This is a genomic window from Stenotrophomonas sp. FR010 (assembly GCF_047520755.2).
GTDB classification, from domain to species: Bacteria; Pseudomonadota; Gammaproteobacteria; order Xanthomonadales; family Xanthomonadaceae; genus Stenotrophomonas; species Stenotrophomonas sepilia.
The window spans coordinates 1-23956 of record NZ_JAXBQT020000032.1 but is presented as its reverse complement, the minus strand read 5'-3'; the positions used below and the strand labels follow the sequence as shown (position 1 = coordinate 23956).

The following is a 23956-nucleotide window of genomic DNA, read 5'->3' as shown; positions in this document are numbered from 1 at the left end:
GCACCTGCAGCGCGTGGAGAGGATGGCGTCTTGGATCAGTGCCTGCCGGGTTCGGACGGGCTCCCAGCGGCAGGTTCCGAGGATGGGCAGGTATGCCCGGAATACCAGTTGTAGGCCCAGGCGGCGAAGCGAAGATGGTCAGCGTGGGATTGCGCGCCGTAGAGATACTGGAGATACATGCCATCCATCTGCATTTCAGCCAGGTAGGTGCCCTTGTCCGTGCTGTCACCGGACCGTTGCGTCGCCAGCACCTGATGCGCGCACGGGCCTTCGAAGCGAAGAATGCCGCGTTCAGGGGGCCAGCTCTGCGGAACCAGACGCTCGAAACCGTCGCCTTCATCCATGACGCGGTCATCGTCGCCAAGCGACATTGACGCGGGCAACGTGGTACCGACGCGTACCAGCAGGCGGATGGACGTCCATGGCGTTCCCGCCGCTCTGCCCGGCCCTTCTTTGACGCGGCCGTTGTCGCGATACAGATTCACGACCACTGCGTTGTCACCCGCCGGGTCGACACCGGGTCGCAGCAGGTAGGGGCGGAGCATCACGTGCACGGGACGCTGAGGGGGAGGACCCTGACATGCAGCCAGTACTGCCAGAAGCGGAAGCAGGAGGAAGCGCAGCATTCGCACGAATGACCTCGTTTGTAGAGTGGTACCGACACCCGCCACAGATGATAGGGAGCTCAACGCTCGCGCATCGCCTCACCTGCATGCTGGCGCAACGGACTCAACAGGTAGTCGATGACCCGCCGTTTCCCGGTCTTGATCTCGGCACTCAGGCTCATGCCTGCGGTCATGCGCACGCGCACCCCGTCGATCTGCAGGGTGGCCTTGTCGAGTTTCACCCGTACCGGGAAGACCAGGCCGAGGTTCTCGTCCTGCATGGCATCGTGAGAGACGCTCACTACTTTCCCTGTGAGGTAGCCGTAGCGGGTATACGGGAAGCTTTCCACCTTCACGGTTACCGCCTGGCCGGTGCGCACAAAGCCGATATCCTTGTTGAGGATGGTAGCTTCGACCTCCAGTGATTCCTCGCTGGGGACGACGGCCAACAGGGGCTGCGCCGGAGTAACCACACCACCCACTGTGTGCACCACCAGCTGCTGTACAGTTCCATCGACAGGCGCACGCAGGGTCATCTGGTGGTCGCGCTGCCCTGTTCGCGATACTTCAGGCGCCATCTGCCCGATCTGCTCCTGGGCCTCACGCAGTCCGTCCAGGGTCTGTTGGCGGAAGTCGGCCACCAGCACCCTCAGTTCTTCTTCGGCGGCTCGCTGGGCCGACCGGATCTCCTCCACGCGATTGCGCTGCGCGGCGAGATCACGCTCACCCGCGATGCGCTCCTGCTCCCGTAGCAGGTAGTCGTGGCGCCCCACATAGTTGCCTTCCAGCAGGCTACGGTAATCGTCTGCGCGCAGGCGGGAGATTCGTGCCGACTCCTCCAGCGGCTTCACCGAGGCCTGCGTGGTTTCCAGTTCCGCGCGGCGCTGTGCGATCAAGGCCTGCAGGTTGTGGCGCTTGGCCTGCAGCGCCTCGTACTGGCTTCGCGCCAGCGCCTGCTCGGCCTGCACCCGGCCTGCCGGCAGGTCCGGATCAACATGGAATACCGGCGCTGTGCCATCTTCCAAGGCCTCGGCGAGGGCGCGCAGACGTAGGGAGGCCATGCGCGCGTTCAACAATGCATCGTCCGCCTTGGCTACGTCGGCGGAGGTGGCGGTGGCATCGAGTTCAATCAGCACCTGCCCTGCTTTCACCGCCTGCCCGTCACGCACCAGAATCCGGCGCACCACGCTGGTTTCTGCCGGCTGCACCACCTTGGTCCTTGAGTCCACGACGGTTTTCCCGGGCGCCACAGCAACGATATCGAGCTTGCCGAAACTGGCCCACAGCACCGCCACGCAGAACAACGCGATGATGATGCGCAGCGTCCACCGTGCCGTAGGCGACGCCGGGGTCTCAATCAGCTCCAGATGCGCAGGCAGGAAGGCGCGCTCGTCTGCCTCGCGCGCAGGCGGATCCATCTCGTGGCGGGCCCGCCAAGCGCTACGGAACACGGCAAGGTAACGCGCCGCAAAGACGCCCACCGCATCACGGATGTGCTTCATGCCGCCCCCTGCTGCAGGCGATGCAGCTGCGCATAGTGCCCATCTGGCAGGGCCAGCAGCTCATCGTGCGTTCCGCTCTCGACGATGCGACCGCGGTCCACGACGACGATGCGGTTGGCCCTGCGCACGGTGGAAAGGCGATGCGCGATGATGATGACCGTTCGGCCCCTGCAGATCTCGCGCATGTTGGACATCACCGCGTGCTCCGACTCGTAGTCCAGAGCACTGGTGGCCTCATCCAGGATCAGGATTCGGGGATCGGTGATCAGCGCACGGGCGATCGCTACGCGCTGCCGCTGGCCACCCGACAGGCCCGCGCCATGCTCCCCCACTTTGGTGTCATAACCCTCGGGCAGTGCCGAGATGAACTCGTGGGCGCCGGCAAGGGTCGCCGCCTTGATCACCTGTTCAAGCGGCATGCCCGGATCACTGAGTGCGATGTTCTCACGCACGCTGCGGTTGAACAGGAAGTTCTCCTGAAGTACCACGCCCAGCTGCCTCCGCAGCCAGGCAGGATCGGCCAGGGCCAGATCATGCCCATCCACCAGCACCCGTCCGCGCTCTGGCGTGTACAGGCGCTGCACCAGCTTGGTCAGCGTGCTCTTGCCGGACCCCGAACGCCCGACGATGCCAATGACCTGCCCGGCCGGCACGTGCAAATCGATGCCGGCAAGAACCTCCGGGGTATCCGGGCGATAGCGGAATCCGACCTGCTCGAAGGTGATGTCGCCACGGATGGACGGTAGTGCCATCCGGCTGCCGGGCAGTTCCGTGCGGGTGTTGAGGATATCGCCGAGACGCTGGACAGAAATGCCCACCTGCTGGAAGTCCTGCCACAGCTGGGCCAGGCGGATGATCGGCGCGGCGACCTGTCCAGACAACATGTTGAAGGCGATCAGCTGGCCCAGTGACAGCTGGCCATCAATGACCAGCTTTGCCCCCCAGAACAGGATGGCAACACTGACCAGCTTCTGCACGAGCTGCACGCTCTGCTGGCCGACGGTCGCGATCTTGGTGACGCCGAATCCGGCATTCACATATCCCGCCAGCTGGCTGTCCCAGGTGCGTGTCACCCGGGGATCGACCGCATTGGCCTTGACCGTGCCGATGCCACTGATGGTTTCGACCAGGAAGGACTGGTTGTCCGCGCCGCGTGCGAACTTCTCATCCAAGCGCTTGCGCAGCACGGGGGTGATGCCCGCCGAAACAAGCGCATAGAGCGGTAGCGAGACCAGGACGATAAGGGTCAGCCAGCCGCTGTAGTAGAACATCACGGCCAGGAACACCACGGTGAACAACAGGTCGAGGACCGACGTCAACGCCTGCCCGGTCAGGAAGTTACGGATGTTCTCCAGTTCGCGCACGCGGGCAATGGTGTCGCCCACACGTCGGGATTCGAAGTACGCGAGCGGCAACGCCAGTACATGCCGGAACAGCCGGGCACCGAGCTCGACGTCGATCTTGCTGGTGGTATGGGCGAACACATAGGTACGCAGCCCGCTGAGTACGACGTCGAAAATCGCGATCGACACCAGCCCGATCGCGATCACATCCAGCGTTGTCAGGCCGCGATGCACCAGGACCTTGTCCATCACCACTTGGTAGAACAGAGGCGTGACCAGTGCAAATAACTGGATGAAGAACGAGACGATGAAGACTTCCAGCAGCATTTTCCGATATTTGATCACCGCCGGAATGAACCAGCTGAAATCAAACCGGGCCAGCTCGCCGAGAACAGAAGCCCGCGATGCGACCTGCAGCAGGCGTCCGCGGTAGCGTTGCCGGAGCGCTGCCATGTCAATGCTCTGCGGGCGCTTCTGGGCCAGATCGTGGATCAGCACCTGATCGCCATTGATGCGGGCAATGATGAACGCATCACCGTCCTCACCTAGTGCAAGCGCAGGCAGGTTGGCCAGCGCCAGGCGCGCGCAGGGCGTTGACACCATCCGCGCCTTGAAGCCCAGCTTGCGGGCCGCCAGGACCAGGGTAGTTTCGTCCATGGGGGCATTGCCCAGCCCAGCGTCGTGTGCCAGCTGACTGGCGTCGGCCGCAATGCCATGAAATTGAGCAAGCAGTACCAGACCACGCAACGCCAGATCCTGTCGATCCTGCGCACGCACTACCTCCGACACCGAAAGTGCCGCGTCTCCCTCTGACATAGAATCCCCTGCGCAGCTTCCATTGTGCGCAACCCCGACGCGGAGATTGGGGTCACCAAAGTCCTCTGTCAAGAGGGGGCAATCTGTGAGACGCGCCCCTTGGCCGGAAGCTTCGGCACGTGCCAAAAGAAGAAATTGGTGCCCCCTCTCGATTTGCACCGCCGCGTGCGATCGAACAACGTGATGTACGACTACAGGATCTCCATGGCAGGTGCAGTTGACCGACCGATGGCGCCTCCCTGTATCAGCAAGGGCACACTGGAGACTCCATCGAGGAGAGGAAGGGCCGAGGCCTCCATGCCAAAGCTGCTCATTGCGGAGACCAGGCTGTTCAGCTCCCCATGCTCCACCCCAAGTACCGCTGTCGTGCCGGCGCTGGACTGCCACGCCGCCTCGAGCGCCGGCTGCAGCACCTGACGCTCGGCTGCGGTGAGGATGTCCCCGTTAGACTTGCCCAACTGCTGCATGGCCGAGAACAACGCCTGCACCTCAGAGGAATGCAGAAGCATGCCATCAGCTTCGATCGTTTCGACTCGATATTGGTCGCCCAAGAACCAGTTCTCGATGATGAGGGATTCCTGTCCGCCCAAAACCTTGATCGACAGATCGTTGGATCCGTTCGCACGCGTGAGCCACAATCGATCATGCGATATCCCGCTGAAGCGCGCGACGTCATGGTCGCCAGCCTGACTTTGAGTTTCCACGATGGTGTCGGTGCCATAGCCCGATCCCATGAGATAGGTGTCGCTGCCATCGCCACCGACCAGCCGGTCCCAGCCCCCGCCACCGTCCAGGGTGTCGTTGCCCCCGAGGCCATTGAGCGTATTCCCGCCAGAGTTACCGGTCATTACGTTGTCTGCCGCATTACCGTTGCCGGTAAATCCATGGGAGTAGAGGAAGCTGAGGTTCTCCAGGCCCTCGCTCAACGTATAGTCCGTAGAAGCCTTTACGGTGTCGATACCCTCGCCGGCCAGTTCAACGATCCAATCGCCGGGATCGTCTACCACGTACGTGTCGTTGCCTCGCCCCCCTGTTAGGCCGTCCCGGCCTCCCTGGCCATCCAGCACGTCATCACCATCCATACCCCACAGAAGGTTGTTGCCGTAATCTCCGGTTATCACGTTGTCCAGCGCATTACCGCTTCCGTCCCCCCAACCGCTCACCTGCAGATTCTCCAGGTGTGCGCCCAATGTGTACCCGGAGACAGAGGTTCGCACCAGGTCAATACCCTCTCCGGCCAGCTCAACGATAACGTCATCGTCTGCGCCGAGGTTGTACACATCATCGCCTGAGCCGCCTTCGAGGTGATCGCGACCGGCACCTCCAGTGAGCTCGTCGTTGCCTTCGCCACCATATAGGAAATCGTCCCCTGAACCGCCCTCAAGCACATCCCCGCCGCCCAACCCCCAAATATGATTGCCCTTCTCGTTACCACGAAGGATGTTTGCAGCCGAAGTGCCGGTCGCGTCGATCGCATTGGTGCCGCTCAATGTCAGATTCTCAACGTTGTCACCCAGCGTGAAGGTCACAGTGGAGAACACGCTGTCGACACCCTCTCCGGCAAGCTCGATAACCTGATCGCTGGCGTGGTCGACACTGTAGCTGTCGTTACCCTTGCCGCCGTACATAAAATCGGCCCCGCCTCCGGCATCGATGCGATCATTTCCTTCGTAGCCGTAGATCACATCGGAGTTCCAGGTTCCGGTGAGATCTTCGCTAGAGGATGTGCCATTGATCAGCGATGCAGCCCCCACAATCGTGATGCTCGCGACGGCCTGCTGCCCGAATGCGTCCGTGGCGACGATGTAGACCCCGTAAGTAGAACTCCAGTCGCTTGGCGCTTGGCCGCTCAACGTGCGCGTCGCCGCGTCGAACTGCATCCATTCCGGCTGATTACGGGTCTCCCAAGTTAGCGATCCATTATCACTGAACAGATCGGCGGGGAATGTGTAGCTGAAAATGCGGCCCGCCACTGCCGCGGCCGGCGCAAGCGTGCGATTGACGGCAGGTGCTGCGTCTACTCTTGCAAGCAAATCCTGTGTCGTCCAAGTGGTCCCATCGGCGAAAACAACTTCATCGACTGCGCCGCCACTAAGCTCTCCGAAAGAAAGCTGATTATCCAAGGTGACGAGGTCATCAGGGCGACCTGCGAAATGCATGGTCAGTCCAGTTTCGTCCCTGCGGGTGACGACTACGTCGGCCGGGTTCAAGCCTTCGCCCAGAAATAGGCGGTCGAATCCGCTTCCGAATTGGTCATAAGATGAATCATAGGGCAATGCATCCATGATCGAATCGTGACCATCGCCTGCATTGAAGTGGAAACTATCGTCACCGAAGCCGCCTATGAGCGTGTCGTCACCAATTCCGCCATGCAGCCGGTCAGCGCCTTCCCCACCGCGCAGCATGTCGTTACCCGCCCCGCCATGTACGACGTCGTCCCCCAGGCCTCCACGAATGTTATCCCCGGCAGAACCACCAGTAATGGTGTCATCCCCCCCCATGCCATAGATAAACTCACCGTTGTCGCCACCGATCATCACCTCGGCGGCAGCGGTTCCCACGCGCGACTGATCAGGCTCGCCGGTCAGGACGGCGTTTGCGATTACATGGGCGTAGAATTCATCGGCAAGCATGACGCTGCCATCGGCAAATTCGACCCGATCTATCTCGCCCGAGCTAGTTACGGACGCCTCGGTATTGCCGAGCGCCGTATAGATAATGAAGACATCCTCGGTACCCTTTATGCGGATGCTGAGGGACAGCCCGTTAAACATGTTGGTACGAAGGGCAAACTCCAGATCGGACAATGCGATATCAGGGCCGAGCCGCAGGGTGTCCGTACCGTCTTGGGAGGCATAGCGCACCCAATCCACCTGGTTGCCACGCTGGAACAGGTAGATATCGTCTCCATCGCTGCCACTCAAGTTGTCCTCGCCTGCACCACCATCCATCAGCGCAACGCCGTTACGTGCGTCTAGTGTGTCATTGCCGTCGCCGCCGTACAGTGCGTTGCTACCTTCATCACCGAAGAGGAAGTCATCGCCGTCTCCGCCGCGTAGGATGTCGTCATCTCTCCCGCCGCTGAGCCAATCGTTGCCCGCCCCACCATCGAGAACGTCAGCCCCATCTTGGCCGGACAGTGAATCGTCGCCCTCGCCTCCCGCCAGCGAATCCGGAGTTTCGTACCCAATAAGGACGTCATCGCCAGAAGTGGGTTGGATCAGGGCTTCGCGGATCCATTGCTGAGTCAACACGCGGCCGTCGTGGAAGTAGATGGAGGGCGCACTGCCCTCTTCCGCCTGCATGTAGCTACGCAACGTCAGGGACCACTCGGTATTGGCAAGCATGCTGATGACCAGGTCATCACCACTGCGCCTTACAGCTACCTGATCGAAGTCGATATCCGAAGCCAGGTGGATGACGCTGTCCGCATCACGGTCATCGATGACGTCATGGCCCGCGCCAACTTCGAACCGATACGTATCCAGTCCAGTGCCGCCCTGAAGAGTATCGTCGCCTGCACCACCCTCGAGGGTATCGTCACCCTCTCCACCCACCAACTGATCGCCTCCCGCATCACCGCGAAGGACATCATCGCCCGTGCCGCCGTCGAGATAATCCCATCCGTAACCGCCCAGCAGGATGTCCGCGCCATCATCACCGATCAATCCGTCGCCACCGTCCCCGCCGATCAGCGTGTCATTGCCCTCGCCGCCCTGCAGCGTATCACCGCCGGCACCTCCATCCAGTGTGTCATTACCGCTACCCCCGTCGAGATAGTCCCAGCCGTCGTCTCCGTAGAGTCGATCATTGCCTTCCCCACCCTTGAGGCGGTCATCTCCCCTTCCGCCGTTGAGTACGTCATCACCGGCGTCACCGCTCATCACATCGCTGCCGTCGCCACCGTTGAGCAGATCATTGCCCATGCCGCCAGACAGTTCGTCGTTGCCAGCGTCGCCCGACAAGGTGTCGTTCCCGTCATCGCCGAATAGCCGGTCATCATCTTCGCCGCCGGACAGCCTGTCGTCGCCAGTATCGCCGCGCAACTGGTCGACACCCCTTCCGCCGTTGAGGTCGTCATTGCCACTTCCACCGAACAAGGCGTCGTCGCCCTCGCCGCCGTGGAGTTGGTCATTGCCACCATTGCCCTGGAGGCGATCATCGCCCTCCCCGCCATCCAGAAAGTCGTTTCCATGGAGGGCTTCAGGCGTGAACCAATCATCCCCGAACAGATCGTCGTTTCCGGCCCCACCAGACAGCGTGTCGTTCCCCTCGTTGCCTATCAGGAGGTCCTGGCCCGCTCCGCCGTCGAGTTCATCATTGCCGGTAGGTCCAGGCGAATACACTGGATCGTCCAGATTGTCGTTGAGTCGATCTCCCCACAACTCGTCATTGCCGTCGCCGCCACTCAAGATGTCGGCACCACCCTGCCCATAGATGAGGTCGTTGCCTGCACCACCATCGATGATGTCGGCCCCCGCGATATTCGCGAGGTTCGAGACGTCGCCCAGCACGTACATCAAACTGGGATTTATGGCGGTTAGGACATCGCCAAGGATGAGGTCGTCATCATCGCCACCGTTGATGAGATCCGCATCATGACCACCAATCAGTACATCACTCCCCGATCCACCATCGATTACGTCGTCTCCTTCGCCTGAGGCCACGGTGTCGGCACCCGCGCCAGCATCAATGACATCTCTACCATTGCGATGCTGGTTCGCGTCAAGCCATCCCCAGATGCCTGTGCCGCTAAATCCCCAAGCGTAGATTTCCAGGCCCCCCAGCCGGCCAAGTCTGTCACTCGGGTCGAGGGCCTGGCCGTTTTTGTACTTAGCCACCCATCCATTGCCGTACGCATGGACAGGTTGCCCGGCATACTGGCTTTGGAAGTACTCTAGTGACATCCCCATCTCTTCGGCGGTGCGCCAGTTCATTACGAACGAGCCGTTCAGGATGATGTCGTTTCCACTGCCGGCGGTAATGTGATTCTCGCCCGGCCCGCCTAGCAGCAGATCGTCACCACCGCCCCCGTCGATGTAGTCATCGCCGTAGCCGCCATCGATACCGTCATTTCCCTCCAGGCTCCGGATATTGTCATCACCGCTGGCGACGCTATTTGAATCGCCATCGCGGCCTACAAGGTCATCGCCATTGGTTTCCGCGATCGGGTTCTCTGGAGTTCCGGGCTGATTGTAGGTGGGCAGAGTGATCCCTAGATGTCCGTCGACCCACTTTTCCACCACTATGCGGCTGTTGGTTGCACGGTGCACGATAATCAGCGATCGCGTTCCATCTTGGTTGAGCGCACCAAGCAGCAGGTTGAACTTGTCATCTGCGGTTCTCCAATAGAAGCCCTGCGCACCATATCTGTGCACCGCGCCACTGCCGAGATCGGTACCGAACGCCGCGCCATTGAACAGGATGACGCCCTGCCCATCGTCATCTACGATGATGTCGCGGGTGGCGCCTTCGGCAAAATCCTCATCCTTGAACTCATAGGTGTCCATCCCATTGCCGCCGTACAGTCGGTCATTGCCGGTGCCACCCCACAGTTCATCGTTGTGGTCCCCGCCCTCCAGCACATCGTCGCCCCCGTGCCCATCCAGTATGTCATTGCCGGCACCACCACCCAGGACGTCTGCGAGGGCGTCGCCATACAGTCCGTCGTTACCACCGCCGCCGCCGACGATATTTGATCTCCCGGAGATCCCAAACACCTGGTCGTTCCCAGCGGTGCCGATCAGCGCTGCAAGCTCAGTTCCGTCGAACTGCTGGAAGCCCTGCCCATAGAGTTCATAGCAGCGCTCGACCATATAGCGCATTTCACTGTCGCCGAATATCCGCTGGAAGCCGGCCGATGCAGATTCCTCGAATGCGTCCTCCACCAGCCCGACTATGCCTGTCGCAGTCAAAAGTGGGCCGAGATACGGAAAGCGGTCCAAGGTCGCATCGATCAAGGTACCGACGACTCCCATGGTGAGCACGGTCGCCATCGTGCTGTAGTCGCCATCGCGCGCAGCAATGATGAGGTCGCCGACGTCCAACGCGGTCTGGATTGCCCCTCCTGTAATACCGACCATCTCGCCAATGGTGCCGGCTGTTCCAGGGAGTTTGATTGCCGTCGCCTGCTCAAGAATGCCAAGCACATCACTAAGCTTGTCGACGTGCAGGCGTCCATCATCGTGGATGCGCTCCACGATGTTCTCGAAGCTATCAAGATAGGTCGCTTGCAGCGATTGCCAGGCCGGATCGCCGGCGAGATCGGGGATCTGCCCGAACATGCGGACCAGCTCGATGGCCTGTGCACTTGCCCGTGCATAGGCTTCATTGATGCGCAGAGCGACCTCTTCATCGGGCGAACTGTTGCCGAGAGCCGAAATCTCTATTCCGGCCTGTTTCAACTCCCGTCCGTACAATGCCGCCAACTGACGGGACAGGCCAACCAAGAGTGACTGCATCTGCACTGCCGTGTACGTCATTTTCTTTCCTTGGAGTCGAGATGGAAATGCGATCGGACCGATTGAAACGGAATGCAGCCATTGCCGGCTATGAAGTGATGATCATAGATACGGGCTCTTGTGAGAATGGCGCGAGGCGGCTGCGCGTGCGCTGGTCGCAAAGTGGAATTCTGGGCCGGGCACATGACGCGAACCGGAGCCAAAGCGAGCGAAACCAGCACATTGCATACCGGTGATGTCGACCGAAATCAAGGCCTTCCCGTTTCTCCACCGTGGCCATCCTTGTCTCCCCGGCGCATGTTTGCATGCGGACTACGTGATCGGCAATGGGGGAGAATCTACTGGCGTTGGTTGTGATCAGTTCGCCAGCTACTGCCCAAATGTTGCGGGGCTTCGACTGCACCAGTTCGGCGAGGCAAAAGCCGCACTCTGCATGGCCACCTCCAAAGGCATCTAGAGCTCAGGAAGCCCGCTGCCCCCCACCCCCCTTGACACCGCAGCATGCAGATCCAGTGTCGCCTCGACCGCCCAATCCATGCTTGCGAAAGACTCGATCCAAGTGGCGGGCCGGTGGCAGCTGAGCACATCGCGGAGGGCAGGATCGTGGCTGTGCCTGACAATTGGCATATCCCCTTCCCGGCTACGCCACTACTGCACCATTTACCAGCCGCCGTAGCCCTAGTCACCAAACTGGTCGCGTCGTCGAAGGTGGATGTGTGATTTTCGGGGGCGATGTAGAGCAGGGCATCGGTCTCAAAGCATCTGTTCAATACCGGCCGGAAGATGAGCCCCCCCCCCTACCCCCGATAAACAGCAAGCATCGCCAGATGTCGGCACCCTCGGCCATGACGCCAAAAACGAATTGGAATGCAGTTAGGACGGGGTCCCAGCGTGGGGATTCGTCACATCCCGTCGCGACACATTGTCAACCATGCTTTGCCTTCATACCATGGAGCTAAGAAGTTCGCCGGAAGGATGCTCACATTGTCAATCAAACCTTGGGTCCACGGCCCCGTTGATCTGCTCCGCCACGGGGAGGAGCATCGCCAAGGCTCGCGTGACTTCGATCGGCGTATAGCGCTTATCAGCTTCGACAATGCCATCGAGATGGCTGTGGTGACATTTCTGGATCTAAATCCCGCCCAGCGAGGCGGACTTATCTATCGTCAAGATGAAGTGACCCACTGGAAGCGAAACTTCCACACCAAGCTTGAGTTCATCGAGCGCTTCGCCAATACGAAGGGCTCCCCGATGATGGTCCAGCGCGACGAGATGATCTACTACCATAGCCTGCGCAATGATTTGTACCACGGTGGAAATGGCACCGTACCGGCACTACATGCCATTGAAGGTGCACGGAGCGCTGCATTCTGGGTCGTCACGTTGCTCTTTGACGTGGATGCGGAGCCCTTGCTAAGCGAGGATGTAGACCAGGCACTCACGCACCTACAATCGGTCTCGCCTGAAACTGAATTCCTAGGGCAGTTTCTCGACATCAAGAAGACGCTCGACGAAGTCCTCACCGTCCTCCATGCAACAGTCGCTGCTGATAGCAGCCTCGACGAACGTCTGCGTGTCGCCCCCCCTGAAGCCCAGCTGCAAATGACGGCGTCACGGGTGACCGCGGAGGCAGAGCAGATCAAGCAGCGCCTAGTCGAAGGCAAGCCCACCGGCATCAGCGACACTGAGCTGCAATCTCTTACAGAGCAACTCGGCTCTCTGTCCTCATACTACCGCGATCGCTTGCGCGCCTACCAACTTGACCTGATCGAAGCTGCCTTCGACGCCACACTGCGTAAGCGAACTACGGGTGGCATCGCCGGATTGATTCAGCAGCCCATGGGATCCGGCGTCATATCGTCCATGATTGGATACTTGGCGCGTTGCCGTGAATCGAGCGAGCTCGGTTCAATCCCGCAGATCGTAATTGTGGACAGGCTAGTCTTGGCAGAGCAATTGATCCAGTCGGTCCGGCAGGCGCCAAACGATGGTGAAGCATTGGACGTTGTGCGTGCCGACTCCAGAGAGGAATTGCACAAGCTGCTGCTAGATAACCGTCCGAGGTTAGTTGTGACCACACTACGGTCGATTTCCATGCTGGAAACGACGATACGGCATACGTGTCTGGTTGTCGGTCTATCGTTGGCTTCCATTGAATCTGCCGCACAGGTCTGGTCGCGCACATTTCCAAACGGCATCTTCATCGCCTTTGGCAGTCACTATGAGCGCCGGACTGATACGGCATGGATGCCATTGATCGCCGAGTACAGCATCCAGCAGGCGACATCCGACGGCCACATGCGCTCCGTCGCCATCAAGCTACGAGACGGGGCCGGTGCGGATCGTGTCCGCCTCGTGGATGCCAGTGATGCCATGATGGCGACGTACGCACGGCAGATACTTGAAGATTTCGCCGCTCGGGTTAGTTCCGGCATTCTTCTCAAGGGCATCGTAGTGACCGACTCAGGAGTGTCAACGAAGAGGCTCTTAAGCGCGCTTGTTTCAAACCGTGCGGAGATGTCCCTCGCAAATTTGCAGGTTCATGCATGGGGGCAGACGGACAATCCGAGCCGGGTCTGGCAGGCCTCCCAGAATGGCGACGAACCACAGCTACTTGTTTCGACCTACCATCGGCTCGTGGGGGCCGATCCGGGCGGCGACACTGCTTATTACGTCACTTGCCCCCTATCCACGTCATTCCAGACACGCGTCATCGCGATGGCAGGACGCCCGGGAAGGGATACGAGTGTTCCCGGCGTGATCGTGGATCTTGCAGCCAATCATTGGGGCGAGAGTCTATCCGAGAAATAGCCGAGCGGTTGCTTCGACGTCGTCCAGCAAGTGAAAGTGAACCCCTCGGGCCGGAAACAACCGGCCCTACCCTCGATAACGATCACTAATCGATATCCATGTCAATCATCAGTCCGAGGTAGACGGCGACACCCTGATGTACCCTTGGCCGTAGACCGCTCAAAGTGTCTCGGAGAGGGGCAAAAGCATGTCCTGCCACTGCGTGACGGGCGATAGGCATTGCTCTTAGACTCAGTGCGTCAGAATCCTGAGGAACCTCCATGCCAGAGTCCCTGCGATGGCTTCAGCAGCCACTTGGAGTCACGATCTTCTGGTTCTTGCTGATCGTCCAGGTCGCGGTTCTGGCACGCGCGATCACCCGGCGTGACCGTACTCCGGCTTCAAGGATCGCTTGGGTGGCGGTCGTTCTTTCCCTTCCTGCACTGGGTACAATCGCCTACCTCCTACTGGGCGAAACCAGCATTGGCCGCGGTCGGATATCACGCCTTCATCGGGCCGAACGCATGCTTGGAACCATCCCGATACCCCAGGCTCCACTGCTGCCTCCTGACGCTCAGTTACTGTCCAATCTCTGCACGGCCACCAATGGACTGGGGCCGGTCGGCGGCAACAGGATCGACTTGCTGGGCTCGTCTTTCGCCTCACCGAACGAGCCGATGCTCGACTCCGATGCAGCCATCGAAAGACTGATCTCCGATATTGCCGGGTCGCGTGATCACGTACATATCAGCTTCTACATCTGGTTGGACGATGGCAATGGCGGCAGAGTTGCCGATGCCGTTGCCGCAGCAGCTCTCCGAGGCGTGGCATGCCGGGTAATGGTCGATTCTTTGGGATCACGGTCATTCATCCACAGCCCACGCTGGCAACAGTTGCGGGAGGCCGGAGTTCGCCTGCTTGCAACGCTGGACGACATCCCTCGTATAGGACATCTGGCGCTGGGGCGACTTGACCTGCGCAATCACCGTAAGCTGGTCGTCATCGACAATGCCATTGCCTTCTGTGGCAGCCAGAACTGCGCGGACCCTGAGTTCAGGGTGCTTGCAAAGTACGCTCCCTGGGTGGATATCTTCCTTCGATGCGAAGGCCCTGTGGTGAGACAGGCACAGTGGCTGTTTCTGAGCACCTGGATGGCTGAGACCGGCGAGGAGTTGGAGTCGCTACCGTCTCAGCGCCCTTTGCCGGCCCTCTTTGCCCAAGGTGCGGTGGCCCAGATGTATGGCTGCGGTCCGTCAACGGTTGGCGATGCCATGTCGAATTCATTTGTCGGCGCGGTGTACGCCGCACGGCGCGAACTGCTGATCACCACCCCCTACTTCGTTCCAGACGAGGCCCTCCTACGGGCACTATGCGCTGCGCCGCGCAGGGGCGTAAGAACCACGATGGTGTTTCCGAAACGCAACAACTCACTGTTGGTGGCTTACGCATGCCGCAGTACCTACCGTGACTTGCTTCAGGCAGGAGTATCCATCTTCGAGTATCCGCTTGGGCTACTTCACACCAAATCACTGACAGCAGATGGGCAATTCTCATTGGTTGGATCCGCCAATCTGGATCGTCGTAGCCTGCAACTCAACTTCGAAAACAACCTCCTCATCATGGATCCACTGGCAACGTCGGCTATCAGGAATCGACAGGAAGGCTACGTACGTGTGTCTGAGCAGATCGCTCTGGAGACGGTGGAGGCTTGGCCTTTCCATACGCGGCTTCTTCAGAATGCCATCGGCATGATGTCGCCCGTTCTCTAGAGGTGCCGGACGATCAAGTTACGCCAGCGTCACCACAACATTCACGACTGCAGCAAGTAGCACGGTATTGAAGGCGAAGGCCACGAGCGAATGCAGCAGGCTTACGGCGCGAATCTTCGACGAAGAGATGGAGACATCAGCCGTCTGTGCAGCGACTCCGATGATGAACGCGAAATACAGAAAATCGCGTGCCCCAGGCGGCTTGTTCCCGGGGAAAAGCAATCCCGCGTGGTAGCCATCCCGCTCACCTTCATCCACGCAGTTCTTATCTGCTTTTCTCCAATACATGTGCGCGTAGTGCCAAGCCATCATTGCGTGGATGGTGGCCCAGGCGAGAGGCAGTGACGCCAGGGTCAGCCCCAGTTCCAGAGGCTTGTGTTGCTTCCCGCTTACGGAGATGACCAGCCCCACCGCCAGAGCTGCCGCTGCCAATGTAATGATGAACACCATCCACAGGGGCTCATCCCGGTGGCCTGCGTTCAGCCGGAGCCGTTCTGCGTCGTAGGTGGGGACGGAAGCCAGTGTCCTTGCCAGATAGGCAACAAAGAAAACATCCACGCCTACCACCAGGGCCAGATACGGCGCAGAGTGAACTGCCCAGCCCCAGGCGAGAACCCCTGCTCCGGCGGCCAGATAGAAACTTGCCCTGGCATGTGAAAGCTTGATCACATTCTGGCTCCATTTGATGTCCAGCCAGCGACCTGGCGGAGATTCGGCGAGGCCTGCTGGTCATTTTCCAGCGTCATTGCACCGCGATTGCTGTGATAGTCCATCAGCTGGCGCCTCATTCATTCACTTTGTTTCGTAGAGTCTGGATGCGCAACTCGAACAATGGCGCTGGCCATGGCGACACCATTTGGAATTACGACCTCGTTCCCTTGCGCATCCCGAAGGGTTGTGAAACCCAGAGAGATGCCCTCCACCCGGGCTTCGATGACCCCATTGGGAGCATACACGCGGACGGTATCACCCACGCGCATCGCCTTTGATATGAGAAGCGAGAATCCTGCAATCAGGTTACCGAGGGTGTCCTGCGCCGCCAGACCAACTACAACTGAAAGGATGCCCGCCCCCGCAAGCATCGTCGACCCGAGGGTCCTGAGCTCAGGGATTAGGTGCGCATAGAGACCGACGGCCAGCAGGTAGATCAACCACTGTCCCAGTACGCTTGCAAACTGGAGCGTGGTCCCATCCGTAAGCCGTGCGCCGATACGACGAGCTGATCTCCTGAGAAGTGCGGCACTGATCACGGCGAGAAGTGCGATGAGCGCCCCAATCGCCACTGCGCCTACGACAGATGACGGATCCACTAAAGCGTCGACAGTAGTCTGCATATCAACCTGCCATTTCCGCGAGTGCGCTTCTGGACGGAACAAAGAAGACGTTGCCAGTCACGGCTCTTGAGAAATCAAGAATTCGGTCGTGAAGCGGCGGCGGGTTGCCGATGAACATTCGCTCAAGCATCTGCTCGACTACCCAGAGATGTCTTGAATAGCCAATGAAGTAGGTCCCGTACTCGGCATGTGACGACCTTGCAAAAGGCATATTGTCCCGCAGAATGTCGTGTTCGATCCCATCCCTTGTAATGGTACACAGCGTCTTGTGCGACTTCTGATCTGCCTCTGGTGCGTCTGGAAGCTCGGTGTTCGTAAATTTTCTGCGACCGATGATCTGCTCTTGGACTTCAGTACTAAGTCCCTTCCAGGCCTTGAGATCGTGAAGGTACTTCTGTGTGACAACGTAGCTTCCCCCCGCGTGCGCGGGATCTTCGCTTCCGACGATGGTCGCCTCGGGGAGCGCCAAACCAACTGGATTGGCAGTGCCATCGACAAACTCCAGCAGATCGCGACCGTCGAAGTATCTGAATCCACTGACTTCGTCCTGCCCTGCAACTGCCCCTTCCAAGCCCTCGAAGAGCATCTCCTGGAACGCGACAATCAGATCCATTGACTTGGCGCGGATATGAAACAGGAGATCGCCTGGCGTGGAGACTGCCGCATGCGCTGCGCCTCGGATCTCCTTGAACGGACGTAGCTCAGCAGGTGGCGCCGTGCCGAGGAGCGGGCCCCATACGTTCGCGCCAATCCCGACGTTGCAGGTAAAGGTGCCGGTCACATCTCTGACGAGCACGTTCTTGATCAGATCGTCCAGGCTGCCCAGGACCGCTCGAACGGCAGATAGGGACGAGGCGTCCCGCTCAATGGTAAGAACAAGGAAGGATGCAGCGATCGACAGTGGTGCGTCGATCGGTTGCGGTTCGGGGGATTGCGGCGTCGCGTAGCTCATTGAACGCTCCTGGAGTGGGTCACCGATCACGCATGGCCAGCAGCACCCGCCGCAATCCATGCACCTGCTCGATCAGTTGAAGCGCAACGTCCACCCCTGCCTCATTGACCTCCATTTCAAATACAAGGTCGCGAACCAAAAGTGCTCTACTGAGATCTACACGCGTGTAGACCAGCCCATCCTCACCCTGCTGTGGAGAGATCCACTCCAGCTGGACCCAATGGCTCAGCACAGCCTCCTCGACGCCGGCCTGGTCGAGGATATCCTGAACACTAACAACCTCATTCAATGCGCTCATGCTGCACCTCCTTCCCGCGGATTGAAGGACGCGCCCGACTCCCAGGTCTTCACGAACTGGGCCAGCTCCGCGTCCATAGGCTTCTGTAGAACAATCTTCAATCGGACGAACTCATCGCCTCGGCCACCGGAACGCAGCGGCATGCCCTGCCCTTTCAGTCGAAGCCGGGTGTTGCCATCTGAGCCAGCCGGCACGCCCACCTCGGCGTGACCGGTTGGCGTCGGCACGGTAATGCGTGCGCCCAACACGGCTTCCTTCAAGGAAATGGGCACATCAATCGTGAGCGAGTCGCCCTCGGCAAGGAAGCGTGGGTCTGGTGCAATCTCCAGCTCTATGAAGGCATCGCCGTCTCCCCCCGTACCAGCACCCTTTGCGCCCTTGCCTCGAAGGCGGAGTGTTTGCCCCTGGGTGACGCCCGGTGGAATGTTCACATCCAAGGTGCCGCCATCACCCAGGACCACGCGCTCAGCGCCTCCCTCGATGGCGCGCGCCAGGCTGATTTCGAGGTGATAGCGGAGGTCCTGGCCACGGCGGTTTGCACGGGCATTCGACGTGCGGCGGAAGAACTCGGCGAAGGGATCACCGGCTTCGGCAAAGTCCGCGTAGCCACCAAAGCCGCCGTCGCCATAGCCGGCATCGGCCTGGGCATAGTCGCGGTAGTACTCGCGGCGCGGTCGCTCCGCTCCGGTTTCGTCGATCGCCCCCTGGTCAAACAGCGCCCGCTTCTCCGGATCGATGAGCAGCCTGTAAGCATTGGCGACATCCTTGAACTTTTCTTCCGCGGCCTTGTCGCCTGGGTTCAGGTCGGGATGCAGCTTCCTGGCCAGCCTCCGGTACGCCTTCTTGATCTGATCCGTCGTGGCGTCACTGGCAACACCAAGTGTTTCGTATGGACTGCTCACTCCAACCTCCATTCGTTCATGTCATTTGAGGAATTCAACGCGCTGGGACGGTCCTCGGCCGCCTCTGGCATCCACAGTTCAACGACGGTCCCGGCTGGCCCCGTACTCGCCACAGAGAGGTTTCCTCTATGCCGCGACGCCAACATTTGGCTGATCGGAAGGCCGAGCCCGGTGCCCTGATGGTGCTTGGTCGTGAAGAAGGGCTCGAAGACCCGCTCCAGGATGTCCTGCGGGATGCCGCCGCCGGTGTCGGAGATCCGCAGCGCCACTCCAGGTGCACCGTGGATGTCATCCGTGTCCTCGGTGGCTAGTCCCAGGACACCCCCGCCCGGCATGGCATGGAGTGCATTGATCATGATGTTCACCAGGATCTGCTGGATTTCCCCTCTGTTGGCCCTGATGAGTCGGGTGGAATGAAACCTCTTCTCGATCATGACGGGCTGGCGTTTGGTCAGGTGCTGTACCAGCGGTAGCGTTTCCAGCAGCAGGGATGAAGGTTCCAACAGCTCGTATTCCGCTGCGTGCTCGCTAGGTTTTGAGAACTGAAGCAGCTTGGACACGATCGTACTGATACGCTGGATCTGATCCTCGATGAGGTCAAACTCCTCCTTGCCGCCTGGTCCGAAATCCTGGAGCACGGCTTCACGCAGGAGCTCCAGATTTCCCTGCATCACTGCGAGCGGATTGTTGATCTCATGTGCGACACCTGCGGCGATCTCGCCAATAGTTGCCAACTTCTCTTTCACTATCAGGTGCTGCGTTGCTTCCTCCAACTGACGGTTGGCAAGCAGCAGTCCCGCCGTCCGCTCCTCTACCCGCGTGTTGAGCTCCTCGTTCCAGGCCACCAGCTGCCGCTCGTTGTCCTGCAGCTGGTTGAGCATCTGGTCCAGCTGCGATGCCAGTCGCCCGATCTCGTCGTTGGAACCACGCGCGCCTGCGCGGGCGTTGCGATCGCCGGCGTTGACCCGCGCAATGGCTGCGTCCATCTTTTCCAGCGGACGAAACACGCCACGAGCGATATACAGAAACAGAGGGACGGTAATTGCCGCAACCAGCAGGCAACCGAGGACGATCATTCCGATGGCGTTCCGTCGCGCGGTAGCGAATGGCTCGTCCGAAAACCCAACGAAGAGCATGCCGACCGGCACACCCTCACCGTCCCGAATCGGCATATAGCCTGAGACATACCAGTCATTGACCACGAAGGCCTTTGCCAACCACGTCCTGCCTTGACCAAGAACCGCTGCGGCTACTTCCGCTGACGCTCTTGTGCCGGACGCTGGGCGCCCGCCGGGCAGCTTGGCATTCGTGCTGATGCGGGTATCGCCAAGGAAAAGGGACGCGATACCGGCACTTCCGGTGCGCATGCCGATGTCGCGATAGATCAAGTCCGTGATCTGGTCGATGAAGTGCGTGTTGTGGTTCAGCAGCGTGCCCGCGACCAGCACTCCTGGCTGCTGGCCGGGCAAGTTCACTGGAGTGGCAGCCTGGATCATCAGTGCGCGCCGTTCATATGTGCTCGGCGGCGCCTGCTCTCCTGGCTCTGGCAGACGGACGATCTCCGCACGCGCCGCCAACTGGGGCGAGAGTGCTCGCAGGTCATCCTCTTGCACTACGCCTACCTGCACGTCGGAGACGCCGTTGAAGGCCTTCTCAATCACTGGCCACTTGAGCAACACGGCCTTCTGCGATGACGGTTCGCTGCTGGCCAGGAGATGGCCATCTCGATCAAGCAGCGCGATGAAGTCCAATGCACCTGGACGGGCTTTCGATGCAAGCAATGTACTGAGAGCGTCCCTGTCACCACCAACTGCGCTATGAAAGCTCTCCGAGTCAGCGATGGCAGCAAGTGATGCACGGTCGTTGATCAGCAACTGGTTCATGTACTGCCCAGCAATTTTCAGATCACTGCCGACCTTGGAGGACAGCAGTTCATCGAAACGCTTGTCCCACTTATAGATGAGCACGCCAACGATCATTGGCAGGATCACGACCATCGGAAGGATCGCGATCAGCAGCAGGCGATGGCGGACGGAGCGCACTCGTTTCATTGCGGTTCCCTAAGCTGATACGTTCCAGCTGGAACATTTGCGGTCGATGGTCTTCCGCGAGATCCCCAGAATGCCGGCTGCCTGTTCGCGATCTCCACCCGTTTCGCGTAGTACCGCCAGGATGTGCCGACGCTCGACCTCGGACAGAAGTCGACTGCGCGGATCAGACAGAGATTCGAGCCGTTCAAGATGCGACGGGAAATGGCCCAGGATCAGGCTGCGCTCCACGTAGTTGTGCAGTTCGCGGACATTGCCCGGCCAAGAGTAGTGCTGGAGATAGGCACGGGTTCGTTCATCGAACGGAATGGGATGTAAACCAAGCTGCAGCCCCAGTTCGCGCATGAATCCAGCCGCCAGTTCCAGTACGTCCGTCCCCCGGTCGTGCAGGCGCGGTATCTGCACCTCCAGGACATTGATCCGATAGAAGAGATCGGACCGGAAGGTGCCGTCCTTCACTGCCGCGACCAGATTCTTATTGGTCGCGAAGACGAAACGGACGTCGATGGGAGTCTCGCGCTCTGCGCCGACCGGGCGTATCCGCCTATCCTCGAGCATGCGCAGAAGCTTGCCTTGGAACGCCAGTGGCAGGTCGGCGACCTCATCGAAGAACAGCGTCCCGCCTTGAGCATATGACACCAAGCCTTGGCGTGATGCTTGCGCCCAGTTGAACGCCCCCTTCAGATGGCCGAACAGTTCACTGTCGATCAGCTCGGCCGGGATCGCTGCGCAGTTGATAGGAATAAAGGGGTTGGAGGCGCGCGTGGAGAGCGAATGCAACGATCGTGCCGCCACCTCCTTGCCCACGCCGGACTCTCCAGTGAACAAAACACTGCTGGGCAAGGGCGCCACTTTTGCGATCAGGTCGCGAGTGGCTTGGATCACTCGCGAGCTGCCGGTGAGCTTGTCGCGCAGTGGTGAAGGCGCGCCCGATCCATGCAGTTCGTGGCGTAGAACAGCATTTTCGCGCTGCAGCCGACCGCGCTCCAGACAGCGGGACAAGGCCGCCAGCAGCTGGCTGGTTCGGAATGGCTTGAGTAGGAAGTCAGCGGCGCCTGCGCGGATCGCACCGATGGCCGAGTCCAGGTCCGCGTAGGCGGTGATCAGAATGAAGTCAGCCGACGTACCCTCCCGACGCTGCTCCTCCAGCCAGACGATGCCACTCTTCCCAGGCATCACGTTGTCGACAACGACTATGTCGAAGTGGCGCTCGGCCAGATGCTTCTCTGCTTCTTCAGTGTCTGCAGCCGCTTCCACAGCCTTGCATCTTGGCCGCAGGGCGCGCACCAGAAAACTGCGCATACCCGGCTCGTCGTCAACGATCAGGATTGACGAATCTGAAAGATCCGGCCAAGCGACATCGCCACCGGCGTGCTCTTCGGCTGCATGAATGGCGCTCTTGGGCGTCATATTTCCCTCGGTTCTGTATGTGCTGCGTTAAACGCTGTGTGATTTCAATCGGAGACGTGCCCCGGGGCCTGCCACTTTCGTCGCCTCATCTCAGTGACCGTTCTGCCCGCTCGCTGGCAAGTTCCTCGCCACCGCTTCCGCTGCCGGCGTCGGTGTTGGCGAGCTCCAGGATCGACATCATCTCGCGCTCAACTATCTGCCGCAGCGAATACAGTGGGAGCGCGTTGGGTGCAAGACTGAAGGGTTCTTCCAGCTGGTGCCCGAGTGCATCAAGACCAAAAAACGTGTAGGCCACTATCAACACTGGCAATAGCGTCCACCAGCCGAGTGACCCAGCCAGTGCGAACGGCAGCATGGTGCAGAACACGATGGCGGTGCGGTGCAGGAGCAATGAGTATGAGAACGGCACCGGGGTATTGAGGATGCGCTCGCAGCCCCCTTGGATACGAGCTAGCGTGCTGAGTTGGCCGTCAAGGACAGAGTACTGGATCGAGTCGATCTTGCCGCTCATGACGAGTTGCAGGCATCGATTTCCGATACTTTCAAGGACCGCATTTGTTGGATTGGGACCCTTTGCGGCGGCTCCGATATTGCACCAAAGGCTGATTGCGTCGGCCTCGCTGTTTCTCCGCAGCCTGGCCGTCAGGCCTGCCGTGAATCCACAGAGGCCATGAATGATCTGCGTTCGATCCTCAGGGGCTAGGGCCGCCGTCTGCCGTGCCAGCGATCTACAGGCGATGATCAGTTCTCCCCATAGATGCCTTGCTTCCCACCATCGGGAATAGCAGGCATTGTTGCGGAAGCTCATGAACACCGACAGCGCGATGCCAATCAGCGTGAACGGAACGGAGCCGAACCGGGCGAAGATACCCGGGTGCTCAAGCGACGCAAGAATGGCGATGATGCTGATCAACGCGATCAGCATCAGATGCCTCGCGATCCTCGGAAGAATCGTGCCTTTGACCGCAAAGGCAATGTCCCACATCGTCGGTTGGCGCCGCATCCTCATTTCGACGTCCTGGCGTACGTTCCTCATGTCGACCTCATGCTCGTCAATGGGACTGCCGTAACGCCCCGCGCCACTGAAGGGGCTTGTGGTCAGCGACATGGCTGCACCCTTCCTACGATGTCCAGACAGGTGTGCAGGCCCGTAGCCTGGGGAGAGCTTTCGCTTGTTGACGGAATGATCATGTCAGTTGAGCCACTTGGGAAGCACCTGTTGCAGGAGTAAGGTGCACTTGGGGGAGCCGGATTCACTGTTCGTCTCGACACCCCTCCCCAAACCCTGCATGAGCATTGACGGACAGGGGAGGCACGTCGACGCGTTGGATATAAAGACCTCTACCGAGAGATTGCGAGGTGGCAAGGGTGGGTAAGCCTGGGCTGCCGGCTGGACTATCTGGACATTACTGTCCGTATGTGTACTGAGTTCTTTTCCGTGTACCACCCGGCCCGAATCCATATGCACTACCTGCTGCCCGAAGAAGCGGATGTCCTGAGGGTCGTGACTGATCAAGAGCAGCGGGATGCCCGTCCGGGCCAGCACTGCCCGCAGTTCATGACGCAGGTGCTGGCGCAGGTCATGATCCAGCGCGGAGAACGGTTCATCCAGCAGCAGCGCCTGCGGTTGCGTCACCAGCGCCCGCGCCAGTGCGGTGCGCTGGCGCTGCCCGCCGGAAATCTGCGAGGGCAGCAGATCGCCCACCGTGTCGATGCGGAAGGCGTG

Annotated in this window: 15 protein-coding genes and 1 pseudogene; 3 read left to right on the top strand and 13 right to left on the bottom strand. The window is 60.0% G+C overall.

Annotated elements, in window-relative coordinates:
- Positions 1–35: 35 nt before the first annotated feature.
- From ACM0PK_RS20240 to ACM0PK_RS20225, 4 genes are all read right to left on the bottom strand, one after another.
- Positions 36–545: a hypothetical protein gene (locus tag ACM0PK_RS20240; protein WP_146257816.1), complete on the bottom strand. Its 510-nt coding sequence runs from the start codon at positions 543–545 to the stop codon at positions 36–38.
- A 140-nt stretch (positions 546–685) separates the two neighbouring features.
- A complete protein-coding gene (locus ACM0PK_RS20235; protein ID WP_134970249.1) occupies positions 686–2107 on the bottom strand; it encodes an HlyD family type I secretion periplasmic adaptor subunit in 1422 nt (473 codons plus the stop codon).
- On the bottom strand, positions 2104–4266 hold the full coding sequence (locus ACM0PK_RS20230) for a type I secretion system permease/ATPase (RefSeq protein ID WP_180885804.1): 2163 nt from the start codon (positions 4264–4266) through the stop codon (positions 2104–2106). The genes ACM0PK_RS20235 and ACM0PK_RS20230 overlap by 4 nt, the downstream gene beginning before the upstream one ends.
- Positions 4267–4457: 191 nt before the next feature.
- Positions 4458–10748: a calcium-binding protein gene (locus ACM0PK_RS20225; RefSeq protein ID WP_414607842.1), complete on the bottom strand. Its 6291-nt coding sequence runs from the start codon at positions 10746–10748 to the stop codon at positions 4458–4460.
- A gap of 214 nt (positions 10749–10962) precedes the next feature.
- On the opposite strand from ACM0PK_RS20225, the gene ACM0PK_RS20220 reads away from it, so the two are divergent.
- The 3 genes from ACM0PK_RS20220 (at position 10963) to cls (ending at position 15286) form a co-directional block, all read left to right on the top strand.
- Entirely contained in the window at positions 10963–11184 is a 222-nt protein-coding gene (locus ACM0PK_RS20220) for a hypothetical protein (RefSeq protein ID WP_146257815.1), read from the top strand.
- A gap of 527 nt (positions 11185–11711) precedes the next feature.
- The gene (locus ACM0PK_RS20215) at positions 11712–13538 is read left to right on the top strand and encodes an HsdR family type I site-specific deoxyribonuclease (RefSeq protein WP_414607841.1); all 1827 of its coding nucleotides are present in this window, start codon (positions 11712–11714) and stop codon (positions 13536–13538) included.
- 260 nt (positions 13539–13798) lie between these two features.
- A complete protein-coding gene (gene cls / locus ACM0PK_RS20210; protein WP_414607840.1) occupies positions 13799–15286 on the top strand; it encodes a cardiolipin synthase in 1488 nt (495 codons plus the stop codon).
- Between the two features lie 18 nt (positions 15287–15304).
- On the opposite strand, the gene ACM0PK_RS20205 is transcribed toward cls, so the two are convergent.
- From ACM0PK_RS20205 to ACM0PK_RS20165, 9 genes and pseudogenes are all read right to left on the bottom strand, one after another.
- On the bottom strand, positions 15305–15955 hold the full coding sequence (locus tag ACM0PK_RS20205) for a DUF1345 domain-containing protein (RefSeq protein WP_414607839.1): 651 nt from the start codon (positions 15953–15955) through the stop codon (positions 15305–15307).
- Positions 15956–16074: 119 nt separating this feature from the next.
- Positions 16075–16620: a mechanosensitive ion channel family protein gene (locus ACM0PK_RS20200; protein WP_414607838.1), complete on the bottom strand. Its 546-nt coding sequence runs from the start codon at positions 16618–16620 to the stop codon at positions 16075–16077.
- Between the two features lies 1 nt (position 16621).
- Entirely contained in the window at positions 16622–17572 is a 951-nt protein-coding gene (locus tag ACM0PK_RS20195) for a Dyp-type peroxidase (RefSeq protein ID WP_414607837.1), read from the bottom strand.
- Between the two features lie 19 nt (positions 17573–17591).
- On the bottom strand, positions 17592–17870 hold the full coding sequence (locus ACM0PK_RS20190) for a chaperone modulator CbpM (protein WP_414607836.1): 279 nt from the start codon (positions 17868–17870) through the stop codon (positions 17592–17594).
- On the bottom strand, positions 17867–18772 hold the full coding sequence (locus ACM0PK_RS20185) for a DnaJ C-terminal domain-containing protein (protein ID WP_134967712.1): 906 nt from the start codon (positions 18770–18772) through the stop codon (positions 17867–17869). The genes ACM0PK_RS20190 and ACM0PK_RS20185 overlap by 4 nt, the downstream gene beginning before the upstream one ends.
- A complete protein-coding gene (locus ACM0PK_RS20180) occupies positions 18769–20823 on the bottom strand; it encodes a sensor histidine kinase (RefSeq protein WP_414607835.1) in 2055 nt (684 codons plus the stop codon). The genes ACM0PK_RS20185 and ACM0PK_RS20180 overlap by 4 nt, the downstream gene beginning before the upstream one ends.
- A 9-nt stretch (positions 20824–20832) precedes the next feature.
- On the bottom strand, positions 20833–22230 hold the full coding sequence (locus ACM0PK_RS20175) for a sigma-54-dependent transcriptional regulator (protein WP_134970267.1): 1398 nt from the start codon (positions 22228–22230) through the stop codon (positions 20833–20835).
- Between the two features lie 85 nt (positions 22231–22315).
- Positions 22316–23338 (bottom strand): bestrophin family protein, encoded by a 1023-nt coding sequence (locus ACM0PK_RS20170; protein ID WP_414607834.1) that lies wholly within the window; start codon positions 23336–23338, stop codon positions 22316–22318.
- A gap of 333 nt (positions 23339–23671) precedes the next feature.
- A pseudogene (locus ACM0PK_RS20165) lies at positions 23672–23956 on the bottom strand (ATP-binding cassette domain-containing protein); the annotation flags it as partial.

What these genes read in the sequence shown, in the direction of transcription:
- ACM0PK_RS20240 (WP_146257816.1), bottom strand. Translation starts at nt 545, where the DNA reads ATGCTCCGCCCCTACCTGCTGCGACCCGGTGTCGACCCGGCGGGTGAC.
- ACM0PK_RS20235 (WP_134970249.1), bottom strand. Translation starts at nt 2,107, where the DNA reads ATGAAGCACATCCGTGATGCGGTGGGCGTCTTTGCGGCGCGTTACCTT.
- ACM0PK_RS20230 (WP_180885804.1), bottom strand. Translation starts at nt 4,266, where the DNA reads ATGTCAGAGGGAGACGCGGCACTTTCGGTGTCGGAGGTAGTGCGTGCG.
- ACM0PK_RS20225 (WP_414607842.1), bottom strand. Translation starts at nt 10,748, where the DNA reads ATGACGTACACGGCAGTGCAGATGCAGTCACTCTTGGTTGGCCTGTCC.
- ACM0PK_RS20220 (WP_146257815.1), top strand. Translation starts at nt 10,963, where the DNA reads ATGTCGACCGAAATCAAGGCCTTCCCGTTTCTCCACCGTGGCCATCCT.
- cls (WP_414607840.1), top strand. Translation starts at nt 13,799, where the DNA reads ATGCCAGAGTCCCTGCGATGGCTTCAGCAGCCACTTGGAGTCACGATC.
- ACM0PK_RS20200 (WP_414607838.1), bottom strand. Translation starts at nt 16,620, where the DNA reads ATGCAGACTACTGTCGACGCTTTAGTGGATCCGTCATCTGTCGTAGGC.
- ACM0PK_RS20195 (WP_414607837.1), bottom strand. Translation starts at nt 17,572, where the DNA reads ATGAGCTACGCGACGCCGCAATCCCCCGAACCGCAACCGATCGACGCA.
- ACM0PK_RS20190 (WP_414607836.1), bottom strand. Translation starts at nt 17,870, where the DNA reads ATGAGCGCATTGAATGAGGTTGTTAGTGTTCAGGATATCCTCGACCAG.
- ACM0PK_RS20180 (WP_414607835.1), bottom strand. Translation starts at nt 20,823, where the DNA reads ATGAAACGAGTGCGCTCCGTCCGCCATCGCCTGCTGCTGATCGCGATC.
- ACM0PK_RS20175 (WP_134970267.1), bottom strand. Translation starts at nt 22,230, where the DNA reads ATGACGCCCAAGAGCGCCATTCATGCAGCCGAAGAGCACGCCGGTGGC.
- ACM0PK_RS20170 (WP_414607834.1), bottom strand. Translation starts at nt 23,338, where the DNA reads ATGTCGCTGACCACAAGCCCCTTCAGTGGCGCGGGGCGTTACGGCAGT.